This is a genomic window from Gordonia desulfuricans NBRC 100010 (assembly GCF_001485495.1).
Taxonomy (GTDB): domain Bacteria; phylum Actinomycetota; class Actinomycetes; order Mycobacteriales; family Mycobacteriaceae; genus Gordonia; species Gordonia desulfuricans.
Genome location: NZ_BCNF01000063.1, coordinates 1 through 15,471 on the forward strand (window position 1 = coordinate 1; position 15,471 = coordinate 15,471).

Genomic DNA, 15,471 nt, shown 5'->3' on the forward strand with positions numbered 1-15,471 from the left:
GTGTTCGCCGTCGACGATGGTCATCACCACCACACCGTCACAGCTCGTTTCGAGCAGGGTGTTGTGGGTGATCGACCCACCAAACGCCAACGCCGACTTGTCGGGTGTATCCGCGGGCACCGACAGATTGATCAACGCCGCAGGTAGCGCGGTCACCGACCGATCCCCCGCACCAGCGGCCATATCCAAAACCATCTCCAACGCGTCAGCCCGACGTCGAGGAGCTTCACGCGGGTCCTTCGAACCATCCGGCTGGGGCACTGGGGCCGAGAGTTTTTCGATCGCCGTCGCCAACTTCTCCCCGACAACAACATCGAGGGAACCCGATACCGATACCCGCCCATCATCGGTCCGCCCGATATCCAGGGCATTCAGATTGCGGTCCTCGTTCGCCGGGCGCCCACCCTCGGTATCCGACGAGTGATGGTCCCCCAACTGATGTGCTCGTGCCATCACCTCAGCCGGTTTCGCCCCGGACAACACCTGCGCCAACAGGTCGCCCTCGAACTCGGCCCAGGTCTCGGCAGTCGGAGCCTCCCCGGCACGCAAGCCGATCTGGTTGAGCCCGCGCACGATCGCGTCCACATGCTCACCCGAGATCGCACCGTCAGCAGCATGTTTCAGCGTGCGTTCCACCACCGCCGAGGTGCCGATCCGCTGCATGCGTGCGGCGACGGCGGGCGCGAGTCCCATCTCGATCAGCAACGTGATCGGTTTGTGGCCGCGCCGTTGTGCCAAACCCAGCCGGTCGAGATGACCAGCCCCGGCGGCGGTGAGCGAGTCGACGAGGTTGCGTATGGTGACCAGTTTCTGCATGTCCGCGAAGACGATCTGCCCGGTCTGATCGAAACGACAGTTGGTGAGTATGTCGATCACGGTGTCCAGCTCCCCCTGCATGTATTCCATCGTAGCGAACGTATAGGCGATGATCAGCCGAATTGGCAAGTAGAACAAGATTTGTGGATAAGTTGCGAAACCTGTTCACCCTGGGGGTTCGGGTTCACCTGTGGGGCTGTTGGGATGCCGACATCGTCAGCTCACCGGATTGGTTTCGACGTCCGCCCCGTCCTCATTGCTCAACCCAAGCGACGACCGGCCTGGCAGCGAGAGGGTGCCCTGGCCCGCCGGTTGGACATGTCGAAACCAACCAGCGACCTGTTGGTTGGGTTGAGTACCTCGACCGGCGGAGGTTTCGACACGACACGTCGCTCCGCTCCACATCGTGCTCAACACCCTGACGCAACAATCACTTTCGAAGACAGAGCAGGGGCCGAGCCAGAACTCGGCCGACGTCAGACGAGACCCGCGTCGTGGACGAGGATCGCGACCTGGACGCGATTGGTGGCGTCGAGTTTGGTGAAGATGTGCGAGATGTGGGCCTTGACGGTGGCGACGGACAGGTGCAGGTCGGCGGCGATCTCGGCGTTGGACGCGCCGCGGGACAGGGCGATGGCGACGTCGCGCTCGCGGTCGGTGAGCGCCGACAACGCATCCTGCGCCGCCGCGGTCCCGCCGGTGTCACCACCGTCGACCACCTGCCGGATGAGGGCGGCGGTGATCGAGGGACTCAATGCGGGCCGACCGTCGAGGACGCCGGTGATGGCGTCGACGATCTCGCCGGGCGGTGTGTCCTTGAGCAGGAAGCCGTCGGCGCCGACGGCGAGCGCCCGGACCACGTAGTCGTCGGCGTCGAAGGTGGTCAGCACGATCACCGCCGGCGGATTCTCCCCTGACTTCAGGGCAGCGGTCGCAGCGATCCCGTCCATCACCGGCATGCGCAGATCCATCAGGACCATTTCCACCGGTTCGGCGGTATGTGTCTCCAGGGCGGCGCGCCCGTCTGCGGCCTCGGCCACGATCTGCAGGCCGGGGGTTCCGCCGAGCAGCAGTTTCAGTCCGGAACGGACCAACGGGTCGTCGTCGACGATCATGATGCGTGCACTCACCGCGTGCATTCTCCTCTCAGTCCTGCGCCGGTAGCCAGACGTGCAGGATGAACATCGCGTCGTCGGTGCGGGTCACCGAATGCCGGCCACCGCTCAGCGCGACCCGTTCGCCGAGGCCGATCAACCCCAGACCGGACGGCGGCAACGACGTCCGCGCGTCGCCGATCGGCAGCGGATTGACCACCAGCAGGTCGATCCCGGATGCGCGGGCCGGTTCGATCCGAACGGTCACCGTCGACGCCGGCGCGTGTTTGCGTGCGTTGGTCAGGCCCTCCTGGACGCAGCGATACAGGGTGCGGACGGTACTCGCCGACACCGCGTCGAGGTCGGCCGATCGGGTGTACCCGACGCGCATACCGGCATCCCGGTTCTCCTCGATCAGCGCATCGATGTCGGCCGGACGAACCTGCGGGACTTCGGGATCGGCGTCGCCGGGGCCTTCACGCAACACCCCGAGTACCTCTCGCAGCTCGGTCAACGCGAGCCGGGAGTTCTCCTCGATGGTGCGGGAGGTCTGGGCGATCTCCTCCGACGACAGGTCGTCGCGGAACGCCAGCGCACCGGCATACATGCTGACCGTCGAGATCCGATGTGCGAGAACATCGTGCATCTCGCGGGCGATGCGGGCCCGCTCCACCGACCGCGCCTGCGAGATCTTTGCCTGCTGTTCCTGCTCGGCGAGCATCGCCCGCGATTGCCAGCTCGCGAGAAGCTCACGGCGCGAACCGATGTAGAGGCCCCAGGCGATCAGCGCGCCGACGATCGCCACGGTCAGCACCACGATCAGGAACATCGGTTCCGGCGACGGCGCCGTCGGTCCGGGGACGATCCGCTCGGCCAGCACGCCCGCGCCGATGCCGATGACCGCCTGCGGCACGATCTCTCGCCATCGCCGTCGCGTCGACAACGACACCAGCGCCAGCGCGGCCGGCCCCGACACCGTGATCGACACCGCACTGGCCAGCGCGGTGAAGGTGCACACCACCACCGGATGGGCCCGGCGCCACCACACCGCGATCAGACCGACGACCCCGAGCAAGAGGTCGATCGCCAACCACCACCGTGCATGCTCGATCTGGTACTCGAGCCGACCGGCGGTGGCGACCGCCGAGATCACCAGCATCAGCAGCAGCCGCCAGAGATGCCCCCATCTGGTCAATGGTGGCTGATAGTCCTCCGGGCGCATGCCCCTCACCGTAATGGGGGTCACCCCGGATACGCCTCATCCCAGGGGTGGGGGTGGTATCCGACTTTCGGCTGATCCCGATTCGAGCCTCGTGGCCGATGTGGTGGACCGGCCACCCGCGAAACCATGAATGCCATGATCACCGTGGAGAACCTCACCAAACGATACGGCGACTACGTCGCAGTGGACGACATCTCGTTCGCATGCCGGGCAGGGCAGGTCACCGGCTTCCTCGGGCCGAACGGTGCCGGCAAGTCGACGACCATGCGCATCATGGCCGGATTGACCCCCGCCACCGCCGGCCGGGCCACCATCGACGGCCGCACCTACCGCGATCTGGACAACCCGGCCACCGAGGTGGGCGTGCTGCTGGACGCCTCCGCCCAGCACGCCGGACGCACCGGCGAAGAGATCCTGCGGCTGAGCGCCATGACGATCGGGGTGCCGCGCAGCCGCGTCGACGACATGCTCGAGCTGGTCAGCCTCACCCCCGAGGAGGCCGGGCGCCGTGTGCGCAACTACTCCCTCGGCATGCGGCAGCGGCTCGGCCTGGCCAACGCGCTCATGGGCGATCCGCACATCCTGATCCTCGACGAACCGGCCAACGGTCTCGACCCGGCGGGTATCCACTGGATGCGTGGTCTGCTCCGCGACTACGCCGACCGCGGCGGAACGGTACTGCTGTCCTCGCATCTGCTGCACGAGATCGAGATCGTCGCCGACGACCTCGTGGTGATCGGCAACGGCCGGATCGTCGCGCAGGGCACCAAGGCCGAACTGCTCGCAGGCACCGGCACCGTCGTCCGGTCCACCGACGACACCGCCCTCGCCACCGCCCTCATCACCGCCGGACTCCGGGCACAGGCCGCGACCGGCGGAGGGCTCAACGTGGACGCGCAGCCCGCCGACGTCGGCGCCGTCGCCGCCGTACAGGGCATCGCCCTCACCGAACTACGCGCAGGTGACGGCGCCCGCCTGGAGGAGATGTTCCTGTCCCTCACCGCAGCCGACCAACGTGAACAACCGCTGACCGCAGGAGCCCTGTGATGACCACCCTGACCAACACACGTGATCTGCCCGCCACACCGCGGGCATCCCGGGCGGGCGCGATCCCGATGAGCCGCCTGGTCACCGTCGAACTGCGCAAGCTCACCGACACCCGGGCCGGCTTCTGGCTGGCCGCATCCATCGGCGTGATCTCGGTGGTCGTGGCGGTGGCGATGCTGATCGCCAACCGCAACGACCCCTCCAACCTGTACTTCGGCCAGTTCTTCGGGATGATGAACATCCCCACCGGGATCATCCTGCCGGTCATGGCGATCCTGCTGGTGACCGGAGAATGGAGTCAGCGCACCGCCCTGACGACGTTCACGATGGAACCCCGCCGACAGCGCATCGTGATCGCCAAGCTGCTGACGATGCTGATCGCCGCGGTCGTCGCGGTGGCGCTGTCCCTGCTGCTCGGTGCGGTCGCCAACGTGGTCGCCGGGATCATCGCCGCCGACCCCGCCGGCGCGTGGACGTTCACCGGTGCCGGTCTGGTCAATGCCCTTGTCCTGCAACTGTTCGGGTTGCTGCTCGGGTTCGGGTTCGCCGCGCTGATCCTGAGCACACCGGGTGCGATCGTCGCCTACTTCGCGCTCCCGACGGCATTGTCGCTGGCCACCGAGCTGGTGCCGTGGTTCGGCCGCAACATCGGCGCCTGGGTCGACGTCAGTTCCACCAATGCCGCGTTCCAGACCGAGGACTGGGCCACCGGTGGTGAGTGGACCAAACTGATCGTCTCCGGCATCATCTGGATCGCACTACCGCTGACGTTCGGGATCGCGCGGATTCTGCGCAGCGAGGTCAAGTAGCCGCCACGGTGAGGCGGCCGGCGACGCCGACGACACGGTTTGCCCACCGTGCGGGTGGTCGTCAGGAAAAGGTCAGCCGATTCTATGGACTTCACCGGGATTCTTCTCAGCGACCGTCGGCACCGTGGTGGAGTGACTCATCCCACTCCCCCGGTGCCGCCGTCGTCGTTTCCCCCGCCGCACCCGCAACAGCCGAACCCCGACCAGCCCGACCCGCAGCCCGGCGACCACAAAGCGCCCGGACCGCAGGCGGCGCAACCGCATCCCGGGCAACCCGGTCCCGGACAGCCTGGTCCCGGACAACCACAGCCGGGACATCCCTATCCGGGGCAACCACATCCGGGCCGGCCGAACGCCACCCAGCCGATCCCCGGATATCCGACACCCCCGCCGGGATCGCAGCGGACCGGCCGACGCTCGGCCACCCCGATCGTCGCCACAGCGCTGATCGCCGGACTCCTCGGCGGGGCGGTCGCCCTCGGTGGGCAGGCCGTCCTCGACCACACCGCGGTCGGCACGTCGTCGACCGCACCGACCCTCACCACCGCGGCGCCCACCCCGGCCGCACCGTCACAGCCGGGCTCGATCACCTATGCGGCACAGGCGGCGTCGAAGTACACCGCCGACATCCAGGTGACCGGCGCCCAGGGAGTCGCGGTGGGTAGCGGGATCGTGTTGAGCCAGGACGGATATGTCCTCACCAACAATCACGTGGTCTCCGCGCTCGGTTCCGGGGCCACCATCTCGGCGACCACCGCCGACCAGGACTCGCATCCGGCCACCGTGGTCGGCACCGCACCGTCCTATGACCTCGCGGTGATCAAGCTCGGCGGGGTCAGCGGTCTCACCCCGGCCCCGATCGGTTCGTCGGCCGATCTCCAGGTCGGCGAACAGGTGGTGGCGGTGGGGAGTCCGGAGAGCCTGTCCAACACGGTGACGTCGGGGATCATCAGTGCCCTGTCGCGGACGGTGACCGCCGGCGACGGGCAGGGATCGCAGGTCACCGTCTACAACGGGCTGCAGACCGACACCCCGATCAATCCCGGCAATTCCGGTGGGCCACTGGTCAATCTGCAAGGGCAGGTGATCGGGGTGAACTCGGCGGTCGACACCGGTTCGGGTGCCTCCGACGGCGTGCAGGCATTCGGCTTGGGCTTCGCCATCCCGATCGACACCGCCAGCCGGGTGGCCAACGAACTGCTGCACAACGGGCAGGCCACCAAACCCGTTCTGGGCGTGACCGGTTCGATCGCCGCCACCAACGCGGCGGCCACCACCCAGACCTCCGGTGCGCAGATCACCGACGTACAGGCCAATGGTCCGGCCGCTGCGGCGGGGCTCTCGTCGGGCGATGTGATCACCAAGGTCGGCGACCAGCGGATCAGCTCCTACGCCGATCTGATGGCGGCGGTGCTGGGCTACTCGCCCGGCCAGAGTGTGCCGCTCACGGTGCGCAGCGGCGGCTCCGAGCACACCGTGACGGTGACGTTGGGCAGTGTGGTGGACACCGAGCAGACCACCGTTCCCCAGAGCACGCTCCCGCAGCGCGGCCTGCACTGATCCGGCCCGGCCCGGTGATCGCGCTGTTCCGGCGATCGGTTGGGGCGCAGAAACAGACCTGCCCTGTGCAACTCGTCCGCGGCGGGTGCTTAGGTGTTGTCCATGAGTCCCGCCCCGCCGCGCAGCCCCGGCGACCCGTTGCGTGCGATGTCCGAGGATGCCGACGACATCGTCGCCGACGCCGGCCGTCTGCGCGCCGCCGTCGCCCAGGCCGACGGTGCCGCGCCGTCCGCGCTCACCGCGGCATCGATCGCCGACGCTGTGGTCGCGGTCCGGCGGACACGGCTCGTTCTCGCGCAGGCCCTCGACGCCGTCGGTGACGTCGTCGGCGGTGACGACGACCCGACCTCCCCACTCGGCCATGCCCGCATGGCCGCCCGACGGCTGGTCGCACGGACCGGGAGCGAGGTGGGTCATGTCTTCGGCGACCGGCCCCATTCGATCCTGATCCGGGTGGTCATCACCCTCGCCACCAGCCTGGCGCTGGTCGTGTTCTACCGACTGACCGGGTGGGCCGACTACGCCGAACGCGGTTCGCTGTCGCTGTATCTGTTCGGCGCGGTGATCGGCAGCGTGGTGTGTACCAATGCCCTGTGTTTCGAGGCCGACCGCGTGCTCGGCGAGCTCGCCGACGGGGAACGGTTGTGGCGCATCCTGATCGCCAAGAACCTCACCATGGGCGGGCTGGTGACGGTGGCCGCCGCGCCGGTGATCGCCCTGCTCGCGGTGACCACCGACCTCGAGACGATCGCCGTCATCGACCAGTTCGTGGTGATGGTGCTCATCTGGCTCGGGGTGGGCAATCTGCTGTCGGTGATCAGCCCGCTGCGGCACGAGCCGCTCGGCGCCCGCCTGCACGACGGCACCTGGCGGGCCTACCTGCTCTCGTTCGGCATCTCCTACGGGGTCGGCCTGACGGTCAACCTGATGATCTACTGGCGTCTCTGGGCGCGGGAATCGGCGACGGAACGGTTCGGCGCACCGTCGTGGTCGTTGCAGTTGCTGATGCTCGCCAGCGGCACCCTCATCTGGATCCTGTTGTCGGTACTGGCCGTCTCCAGTTCGCGACTGCCGTCGGTCCGGCAGCTCCTGGGTCGGGAGATGCTCAGCCGCGGCACACTGCCGACGACGGCCGACTAGCGCACCCCGGCGTCAGGCGCGCGCCAGCCGCTCGAACCGTGCCAGATGTGCATCCGCCGAACCGAATTCGTTCTCGATGACGGTCAGGCGCCGGAAGTAGTGGCCGATCGCGAGTTCTTCGGTCATCCCCATGCCGCCGTGCAGTTGCACCGAGTTCTGCCCGATGAACCGTGCCGCGCGGCTGATCGTGGCCTTGGCCGCCGACACCGCCGATGCCCGCTCGGCAGCCGGGGCGTCGAGGCTCAGCACCGCGAGATATTGTGCGGCCACGGCCTGTTCGAGTTCGATGTACATGTCCACCATGCGGTGTGCGAGGGCCTGGAACCCGGCGAGCGGACGTCCGAACTGCTGGCGCTGCTTGGTGTACTCGACGGTGTCGGCGAGCACCTTGCGCATCAGTCCGACCGCCTCGGACACCACGGCCGCGGTGCCCTCGTCCCAGGCTTGCTCGAGCAGTGCGGTGGCCTGCTCTCCCGACACCACCAGCGCATCGGCCCCCACGCGGACGCCGTCGAAGGCCACATCGGCGGCGCGCCGGTCGTCGACGGTGCGGAAGACCTGCATACCCAGACCGGCCGGGGCATCGTCGCCGGCGGGCACCAGGAACAGCCCGAGGTCATCGGTGTCGGCCAACCGGGCCACGACGATGAGGTGTGAGGCCAGCGGCGCGGTGGTCACCACCGGCTTGGCGCCGTCGAGCACCCAGCCGTCGTCGGCGCGGGTGGCGGTGGTGGTCACCCGGGTCGGCACACCGCCGGAACCGTCCTCGAGGGCGGCCAGCGCGAGCAGCGCATCCCCGTGGACGACGCGGCGGGCGAGCTGGAGTGCGCCGGGATGCCCGGTGCGGGCCAGCAGGCGCGCCCCGAGGACGACGGTGTCGACGAACGGTTCGACGACCAGCGCCGCGCCGAGCGCCTCGGTCACCACCATCAGTTCCTCGGGTCCGCCGGCGTCGCCGCCCACCGATTCGGGCAGGCAGGCGCCGAGTACCCCGAGTTCGTCGGCGAAGGCACGCCACACCTCGGGCTGCCACCCGGCACCGATCTTGGCGGCCTTGCGGCTCTCCTCGAGACCGTAGCGGGTGGCCAGAAAACGGGAGAGTCCGTCGGCGAGCAGTTGCTGTTCGGCGGTGAGATCGAAATCCATCGGAGGTCCTGTTCGAGTCGTGGACGGTGCGGATCAGGCGGGGAGAGACCAGGTTTCGGCGATGGGCGCCGGGATCAGAACTGGGGCAGGCCGAGTGCGGCCTTGGCCAGGATGTTGCGTTGGATCTCGTTGCTGCCGGCGTAGATCGAGCCCGCCCTGTCGTTGAGGTAGAGCAGCGGGGCCACGGCCTGCCAGTCGGCGCCGCTGACATGACCGTCGGCCGGCGGGGTGTAGTCCTCGATCGGCCCGCCGGGTTTGGTGGCGTGCGGCTGGTAGACGCGTCCCCGGGGGCCGGCCGCCTCGACGCCCAGTTCGGTGATGTGCTGGCTCAGTTCGGTGGACAGGATCTTGAGCATCGACGAGATGGCGCCGGCATTGCGGCCGGCGTTCATGTCGGCCAGGGCACGGTATTCCAGGATCTCGAGCACCTTGGCCCGGGCCCGGACGTCGGCGAGTTTCGCGGCGAAGGCCGGCTCGTCGACCATCGGAGCGCCGGACGGGCCGGTGACGGTCGCGGCATGCTCGGCGAGGTTCTCCACCATCACCTGCAGTGCCGGGGCCGCAGCGCCGCCGCCGCGCTCGAAGACGAGCAGATACTTGGCGACGGTCCAGCCGTCGTCGATCGACCCGAGCACGTTCTTCTTGGGCACGCGTACCCCGTCGAAGAAGACCTGTGCCTGCACCTTCTCCCCGGAGGCCATCACCAGCGGCTGCACCTCGATCCCCGGTGAGGTCATGTCGATCAGCAGGAAGGTGATCCCCTCCTGCTTCTTGCCCGTGCGAGAGGTGCGGACCAGGCAGAACATCCAGTTCGCCTCGGTCGCATGGGTGGTCCAGATCTTGCTGCCGGTGCACACCAGGTCGTCGCCGTCGTCGACGGCGGCCATCGACAGCGACGCGAGGTCGGAGCCGGACTCCGGTTCCGAATAGCCCTGACAGAAGAAGACATCGCCGGTGAGGATTCCGGGCAGGAAGAACGCCTTCTGTTCCGGGGTGCCGAACGCCACGATCGCGTGGGCGACCATCCGGATTCCCATGGGCGACAACGCCGGAGCGCCGGCGAGGACCGATTCGCGGCTGAAGATGTAGTGCTGGGTGAGCGTCCAGTCGCAGCCGCCGTGTTCCACCGGCCAGGCCGGTGCGGCCCAGCCCCGGCGGTGCAGGACGGCCTGCCACTGCATGGATGCCTCGTGGTCGGTGTAGACGCTGGTGCGCAGGCGTCCCGCCGACCGCAGTTCCGGGGTGAGTTCGGCGTCCAGGAAGGCGCGCACCTCATCGCGGAACGCGATGTCCTCGTCTGACCACGTCACGTCCATCCCGTGCCACCTCTCATCGCTTCCCGCGCCGATCTATCAAATATATGATCTGCACCAATGTACGACACAGGTCACGTATCGGACAGGGGTGACCCCTCGGATCAGCGACGCCGCGCCTGCGACGGACTCTGGCCGTACCGACGGCGGTACGCCGCGGCGAACCGGCTGGCACTGCTGAAACCCCAGCGCGCAGCCACATCCGAGACCGTCGCGACCCCGGCCTCGATGTCGGCATGGGCGCGGGCGAGCCGGATGTCGCGCAGGGTTGCCGTCGGACTGGCGCCCACGTACTCGGCGAAGGCCTCCTGCAATCGGCGCACACTCGTCTGCGCCAGCCCGGCCATCTCGGCCAGGGTCCACGCCCGGGTCGGATCCGCCTCGATCGCATCGAGCACCCGCTTGACCGTACGAGGCCGCAACGCCCTGGTGGCATCCACCGGTTCGGGGTCCACCGCGAGCAGGAACGCCACGGTCACCGCGCTCGCGATCTGCGGTCCCACAAGTGGATTCGCCAGCACATCCGAGGGCTCGCCGGGCTCGCAGCGGCGGGCGGTGAGCGCCTCGATGAGACTCACCCACGATTTCCCGGCCGGATCTGCGACGTCGACCTGCGCGGGCAGGGACAGCCGGCCGGCAGCGGGCCGGGCATGGATGCGCTCGGCCTCCCGCTCGAGGTGGCCGGCGTCGAACTTCACCCCGAGCACCTCACAGTCGGCGGTCCACCGGCTGATCAGCGAGGCGCGACCGGCGGCGAAGACCGTCGCCGTGCCCGGTACGGACACGATCTCGCCGGCCTCCCCCGTCGAGTGCAGCCGGCCCGACAGCGGGATGTTGACCTCGTAGGCGCCCGGATACTCGCAGGCGATCGACACATCGGCACCCCAGGACAGACGGCCGATGGTGACCGGCCCCAACTCGACGGTCCGCAGCGAGAGATCGAGCTCCTCGGAACCGTCGAGTCCGGTGAGCTCATGCGGGAAGTATGCCTCGGCGACGGCGCGGTGTGCGCCGTCCCAGTCGCGTTCGGTGGACATCGAGTACGCGTCTTTCGGTCGGTCAGGGCCGACGGGCTGGGTCGGCCATCTCCTGTCTACCTCACACGACACACCGAGTGCGACGCCCGTCACATCTCGACCGCGCAGAACGTCCCGACGTCGCGCAATCGGTGTCGAAATGCCGCCTCGCCGAGCCCTACCGTCAGCTCACCAGTCCATCGGAACCCACCGACACCCCCGCCGATCGACACCACACCGAGGAGAGGAAGGGTCGCCATGACCGCGACACTGAGCTGGATCGACGAGATCACGATGAGCCAACTCGAGCGCAACCCCTACCCGATCTACGAGCGGCTGCGCGCCGAGTCGCCACTGGCCTACCTGCCGGTGCTCGGATCGTATGTGGCGACCACCACCGACATCTGCCGCGAGATCGCCACCAGCGACGACTTCGAGGCCGTGATCACCAAGGCGGGTGGGCGGACCTTCGGCCATCCCGCGGTGATCGGCGTGAACGGACCGATCCACGAGGACCTGCGGTCGATGGTCGACCCGGCGCTGCAGCCGCAGGAGGTGGACCGCTGGATCGACGACCTGGTGCGACCGATCGCCCGCCGGTTCCTGGAGACCTTCGGGGACGATGGGAACGTCGAACTGGTCTCGCAGTACTGCGAGCCGGTCAGCGTCCGCGCACTCGGCGATCTGCTGGGACTCGCCGACGTCGACTCCGACACCCTGCGCGACTGGTTCCACAAGCTGTCACGCTCGTTCACCAATGCCGGCGTGGACGAGAACGGCGAGTTCACCAATCCCGACGGTTTCCGCGAAGGCGACGAGGCCAAGGCGGAGATCCGGGCCATCGTCGACCCCAAGATCGACCACTGGATCGAGCACCCCGACGACACCGCCATCTCGCACTGGCTGCACGACGGTATGCCGGCGGGCCAGACCCGCGACCGCGAGTACATCTACCCCACGCTCTACGTGTATCTGCTGGGCGCGATGCAGGAGCCGGGACATGCGATGGCGTCGACGCTGGTGGGTCTGTTCACCCGCCCGGACCAGATGGAGCAGGTGGTCGACGAGCCGCAGCTGATCCCGCGGGCGATCTCCGAGGGCATGCGGTGGACCTCGCCGATCTGGTCGGCGACCGCCCGCATCTCCACCGCCGACGTCGAGGTGGCCGGGGTGGCCTTGCCCAAGGGCACCGTGGTGCTGCTGTCGTACGGCTCGGCCAACCACGACACCGCCACTTACGCCGCGCCGTCGGAGTACGACATCTCCCGGCCGCCGTTGCCGCATCTGGCCTTCGGTGCGGGCAAGCACGCGTGCGCCGGGATCTACTTCGCCAATCACGTGTGCCGGATCGGACTGGAGGAGTTGTTCGACTCGATCCCGAGCCTCGAGCGCGATCTGACCACCGACGTCGAGTTCTGGGGGTGGGGCTTCCGCGGTCCCACCGCGCTGAACGTCACCTGGGAGGTGTGAGATGTCCACTCCCACCGAGCATCCGGTGCAAGTGTCGGGATCGGCGACGGCCACCGTCGGCTGCCGCGACGACCAGACCCTGCTCGATGCCTTCCTCCGCAACGGGGTGTACCTGCCGAACTCCTGCAACCAGGGCACGTGCGGGACCTGCAAGGTGCGCCTGACCGCCGGTGACGTCGCCGCCCCGCCGGTGTCGGAGACGGTGCTCGGCGCCGACGACCAGGCTCGCGGTTACGTCCTCGCCTGCCAGACCCGCCCGTGCTCACCCACGCAGATCGAGGTCGACGCCCCCGAAGTTGCTGCACCGCAGCATGTCCTGCGGGACCTGCAGGGCAGGGTCGGCGAGATCCGCAGCGTCGCCGACGACACCGTGGCCGTCCATGTGGAACTCGATGAGCCGCTGGACTTCTCGGCCGGCCAGTACATGGAGCTGCGTATCCCGCATTGCGGCGAGATGCGACAGTACTCGATGGCCAATCCGCCGGCGTCGTCGACGCGGCTGGAGTTCCACATCCGGCGGGTGCCGTCGGGGGCGGCGACCGACCGCTGGATCTTCGCCGATCTCACCGCCGGCGACGAGGTGGCGCTGCGCGGACCATGGGGTGACTTCACCTACGCCGAGTGCACCAGCCCGCTGCTCCTGCTGGCCGGCGGTACCGGCTTGGCCCCGCTGAAATCCATCGCGTTGCAAGCACTCGCCGACAACCCGGACCGGGAGATCCACCTCTATCACGGGGTGCGTCACGAGTCGGATCTCTACGACGTCGAGTTCTGGACCGAGCTGGCCCGCGCCCATCCGGGGGTGAGCTACATCCGGTGCCTGAGCCGGTCCGACGGCGGTGATCGCCACGGCTACGTCGGCGACGCGGTCGCCGAGGACTTCGCGTCGCTGCGCGGCTTCACGGCCTACCTCTGCGGTCCGCCGGCGATGGTGGACGCGGGGGTCAAGGTGTGCAAGCGCCGTCGCATGTCGGCCCGCAACATCCATCGCGAACGATTCACCGCCGCGGTGACCGACACCCCGGCCGTCCTCAGTGCGTGATCTCGGACATATCAGGCACCCACCCGCAGCGTACCGACGCGGTACGCTGCGGGTATGGATCTACTACGCAGCGTAATAGTTCTCGTCCACATCCTCGGGTTCGGCGTGACGTTCGGCGCCCTCGTGGCCGCCGCGGCGTCGCGCAGGTTCGAGTTCACCCGGATCATGGACTACGGCATCGTCGTCTCCCTGATCACCGGACTCGCCCTGGCCGCGCCGTGGGGCGGCTTCGAGCCCAACTACCCCAAGATCGCGGTCAAGCTGGTCCTGCTGGTGATCCTCGGTGGCGTCCTGGGCATGGGCAGCGCCTTCCAGAAGCGCGACGGAAAGCCCGTCGGACCGGTCTGGGTCACGATCGCGGCAGTGCTGTCGGCGGCGGCCACGGCAGTCGCGGTCATCTGGTAGTCGCGCACAGGTGATGGCCGTGCGCAGGTGATGGTGCTCAGGTGGCGCTGGTGGCACGCAGCGTCGCATGCACCCCGGCCGGGCCCACACCCCGATCGAGCGCGATGACCATCACCGCGCAGCCGATCGCCGACGCCACCACACTCGTGGCGAACAGCATCGGGTAACCCGCGAGATCGCCGATCAGCCCGGCCGCGAGACCCGCGACCCCCTGCACCACCACGATCGAACAGGCCAGGAGCGTGTAATCGCTTCCGGCGTGCGCGATCTCGGCGGCATCCATCATCACGGTGAACACCGCGACGGTGGCGACACCGCCGAAGACATGCTCGGCCAGACATGCGGTGACGATCAGCCCGAAGCCGCCGATCTCCATCGACGACGCGAGGTACAGCCCCAGGCTCGCCGTCTGCCAGATCCCGCCGATCAGCAGCGCCGAACGGCGGCCGTACCGGTAGGCCACCCAGCCTCCGGCGGCGGCCCCGGCCAGCGCGCCGAGTGACGAGAGCACACCCTTGACCAGGGCGATCTGCGACAGACTCAACCCCGAGTCGGTCAGGAACGGCCCGATCAGCGACGACCCCATCGAATCGCCGAACTTGTATGCGCCGATCAGCAGGATCAGCGCCACGATCCCGGGCCGGCGGAGCCTGCTCCACCACGCGACCGCCGTCGTCGCCGGTGACGCCGCCGGGCGCGGCGCTCTCGATTCGCCGGTGCGCGGCAGCCACCACACCGGGATCGTGCACGCCAGCAAGGCGATCGCCATCGCAACGAACAGTCCACGCCAGCCCGCGATCGAGAACAGATACAGCAGTCCCCCGCCACCGGCGATCATGCCGACGCGGTAGGCGCCCACCTGGATTGCGTTGCCCGGGCCGCGTTGCCGGGGCCCGAGGCGTTCGACGGCGAGGCCGTCGGTCGCGACGTCCGCCGACAGCACGTTCATCATCGCGATCCCGACGAACAGCCACCGCAGCGTCGATTCGAGGTCGAGGCAGGCCATGCCCAGGGCCAGCGCCGACGAAGACAGTTGCAGGGTCAGCAGCCACCGACGGCGGGTGCCGTATCTGTCGACGACGGGCGCCCACAGGAATTTCAGGGCCCACGGGGCGAACAGGATGCCGGTCGCCGAGATCGCGAACAACGAGAACCCCGAGTCGCGCAACACCACCGGCAGCGCCTGGGTGAAGAAGCCGAACGGGAGTCCCTGCGCGAAGTAGAGCGCCGTCAGGATCGAGAACGTGCCCATTCCCACAGCGCACGTTCCCACGGCCGAGGTGGGCGCCTTTCCCGAGGTGGTCATGGCGGTCATGGTGTCAGATCCCTCACCGGCCCACCCCCGGCGCGTCACCCCCGGTCATCGCCGCCGCAGACGATAGCGTCGGTCG

The 15,471-nt window shown here is 68.5% G+C and carries 14 protein-coding genes; 7 read left to right on the forward strand and 7 right to left on the reverse strand.

The genetic code is table 11. The annotated features are described in order from the left end of the window. From GD1_RS10810 to GD1_RS10820, 3 genes are all read right to left on the reverse strand, one after another. Window positions 1-954, reverse strand: a 954-nt coding sequence (locus GD1_RS10810; protein WP_169798190.1) for a DUF222 domain-containing protein, incomplete at its 3' end; no start/stop codon positions are given. Between the two features lie 338 nt (window positions 955-1,292). Beyond that, window positions 1,293-1,946 carry a response regulator gene (locus tag GD1_RS10815; protein ID WP_059037051.1) on the reverse strand — a complete coding sequence of 218 codons (654 nt, stop codon included), beginning with the start codon at window positions 1,944-1,946 and terminating at the stop codon, window positions 1,293-1,295. 16 nt (window positions 1,947-1,962) lie between these two features. Next, complete coding sequence (locus GD1_RS10820; RefSeq protein ID WP_059037014.1) at window positions 1,963-3,132, reverse strand: sensor histidine kinase; 1,170 nt, start codon at window positions 3,130-3,132, stop codon at window positions 1,963-1,965. A 126-nt stretch (window positions 3,133-3,258) separates the two neighbouring features. On the opposite strand from GD1_RS10820, the gene GD1_RS10825 reads away from it, so the two are divergent. From GD1_RS10825 to GD1_RS10840, 4 genes are all read left to right on the forward strand, one after another. Beyond that, window positions 3,259-4,179 (forward strand): ABC transporter ATP-binding protein, encoded by a 921-nt coding sequence (locus GD1_RS10825; RefSeq protein WP_059037015.1) that lies wholly within the window; start codon window positions 3,259-3,261, stop codon window positions 4,177-4,179. Beyond that, window positions 4,179-4,988, forward strand: a complete 810-nt coding sequence (locus tag GD1_RS10830) for an ABC transporter permease (RefSeq protein WP_059037016.1) — start codon at window positions 4,179-4,181, stop codon at window positions 4,986-4,988. The genes GD1_RS10825 and GD1_RS10830 overlap by 1 nt, the downstream gene beginning before the upstream one ends. Before the next feature lie 132 nt (window positions 4,989-5,120). Then, window positions 5,121-6,548: a S1C family serine protease gene (locus tag GD1_RS10835; RefSeq protein ID WP_373855309.1), complete on the forward strand. Its 1,428-nt coding sequence runs from the start codon at window positions 5,121-5,123 to the stop codon at window positions 6,546-6,548. Window positions 6,549-6,650: 102 nt separating this feature from the next. Continuing rightward, window positions 6,651-7,688: a hypothetical protein gene (locus tag GD1_RS10840; RefSeq protein ID WP_059037017.1), complete on the forward strand. Its 1,038-nt coding sequence runs from the start codon at window positions 6,651-6,653 to the stop codon at window positions 7,686-7,688. Window positions 7,689-7,700: 12 nt separating this feature from the next. On the opposite strand, the gene GD1_RS10845 is transcribed toward GD1_RS10840, so the two are convergent. From GD1_RS10845 to GD1_RS10855, 3 genes are all read right to left on the reverse strand, one after another. Further along, window positions 7,701-8,834, reverse strand: a complete 1,134-nt coding sequence (locus tag GD1_RS10845) for an acyl-CoA dehydrogenase family protein (RefSeq protein WP_059037018.1) — start codon at window positions 8,832-8,834, stop codon at window positions 7,701-7,703. A gap of 74 nt (window positions 8,835-8,908) precedes the next feature. After that, window positions 8,909-10,150, reverse strand: a complete 1,242-nt coding sequence (locus GD1_RS10850) for an acyl-CoA dehydrogenase family protein (protein ID WP_059037019.1) — start codon at window positions 10,148-10,150, stop codon at window positions 8,909-8,911. A 101-nt stretch (window positions 10,151-10,251) separates the two neighbouring features. After that, window positions 10,252-11,184, reverse strand: a complete 933-nt coding sequence (locus GD1_RS10855; protein WP_059037020.1) for an AraC family transcriptional regulator — start codon at window positions 11,182-11,184, stop codon at window positions 10,252-10,254. Window positions 11,185-11,421: 237 nt separating this feature from the next. Here GD1_RS10855 and GD1_RS10860 point away from each other — a divergent pair, with 237 nt between their 5' ends. The 3 genes from GD1_RS10860 to GD1_RS10870 are packed head-to-tail and all read left to right on the forward strand — an operon-like array spanning window position 11,422 to window position 14,080. Then, complete coding sequence (locus GD1_RS10860; RefSeq protein ID WP_059037021.1) at window positions 11,422-12,633, forward strand: cytochrome P450; 1,212 nt, start codon at window positions 11,422-11,424, stop codon at window positions 12,631-12,633. 1 nt (window position 12,634) lies between these two features. Continuing rightward, a complete protein-coding gene (locus GD1_RS10865) occupies window positions 12,635-13,675 on the forward strand; it encodes a 2Fe-2S iron-sulfur cluster-binding protein (RefSeq protein WP_059037022.1) in 1,041 nt (346 codons plus the stop codon). 54 nt (window positions 13,676-13,729) lie between these two features. Further along, window positions 13,730-14,080: a hypothetical protein gene (locus tag GD1_RS10870; protein ID WP_053778592.1), complete on the forward strand. Its 351-nt coding sequence runs from the start codon at window positions 13,730-13,732 to the stop codon at window positions 14,078-14,080. A 37-nt stretch (window positions 14,081-14,117) separates the two neighbouring features. On the opposite strand, the gene GD1_RS10875 is transcribed toward GD1_RS10870, so the two are convergent. Then, window positions 14,118-15,386 carry an MFS transporter gene (locus GD1_RS10875; RefSeq protein WP_059037053.1) on the reverse strand — a complete coding sequence of 423 codons (1,269 nt, stop codon included), beginning with the start codon at window positions 15,384-15,386 and terminating at the stop codon, window positions 14,118-14,120. Window positions 15,387-15,471: the final 85 nt, after the last annotated feature.

Bases quoted from the DNA above. Each gene is read 5' to 3' on its own strand.
- GD1_RS10830 (WP_059037016.1), top strand. From the start codon at position 4,179: ATGACCACCCTGACCAACACACGTGATCTGCCCGCCACACCGCGGGCA.
- GD1_RS10875 (WP_059037053.1), bottom strand. From the start codon at position 15,386: ATGACCACCTCGGGAAAGGCGCCCACCTCGGCCGTGGGAACGTGCGCT.
- GD1_RS10860 (WP_059037021.1), top strand. From the start codon at position 11,422: ATGACCGCGACACTGAGCTGGATCGACGAGATCACGATGAGCCAACTC.
- GD1_RS10870 (WP_053778592.1), top strand. From the start codon at position 13,730: ATGGATCTACTACGCAGCGTAATAGTTCTCGTCCACATCCTCGGGTTC.
- GD1_RS10820 (WP_059037014.1), bottom strand. From the start codon at position 3,132: ATGCGCCCGGAGGACTATCAGCCACCATTGACCAGATGGGGGCATCTC.
- GD1_RS10845 (WP_059037018.1), bottom strand. From the start codon at position 8,834: ATGGATTTCGATCTCACCGCCGAACAGCAACTGCTCGCCGACGGACTC.
- GD1_RS10840 (WP_059037017.1), top strand. From the start codon at position 6,651: ATGAGTCCCGCCCCGCCGCGCAGCCCCGGCGACCCGTTGCGTGCGATG.
- GD1_RS10865 (WP_059037022.1), top strand. From the start codon at position 12,635: ATGTCCACTCCCACCGAGCATCCGGTGCAAGTGTCGGGATCGGCGACG.
- GD1_RS10850 (WP_059037019.1), bottom strand. From the start codon at position 10,150: ATGGACGTGACGTGGTCAGACGAGGACATCGCGTTCCGCGATGAGGTG.
- GD1_RS10825 (WP_059037015.1), top strand. From the start codon at position 3,259: ATGAATGCCATGATCACCGTGGAGAACCTCACCAAACGATACGGCGAC.
- GD1_RS10855 (WP_059037020.1), bottom strand. From the start codon at position 11,184: ATGTCCACCGAACGCGACTGGGACGGCGCACACCGCGCCGTCGCCGAG.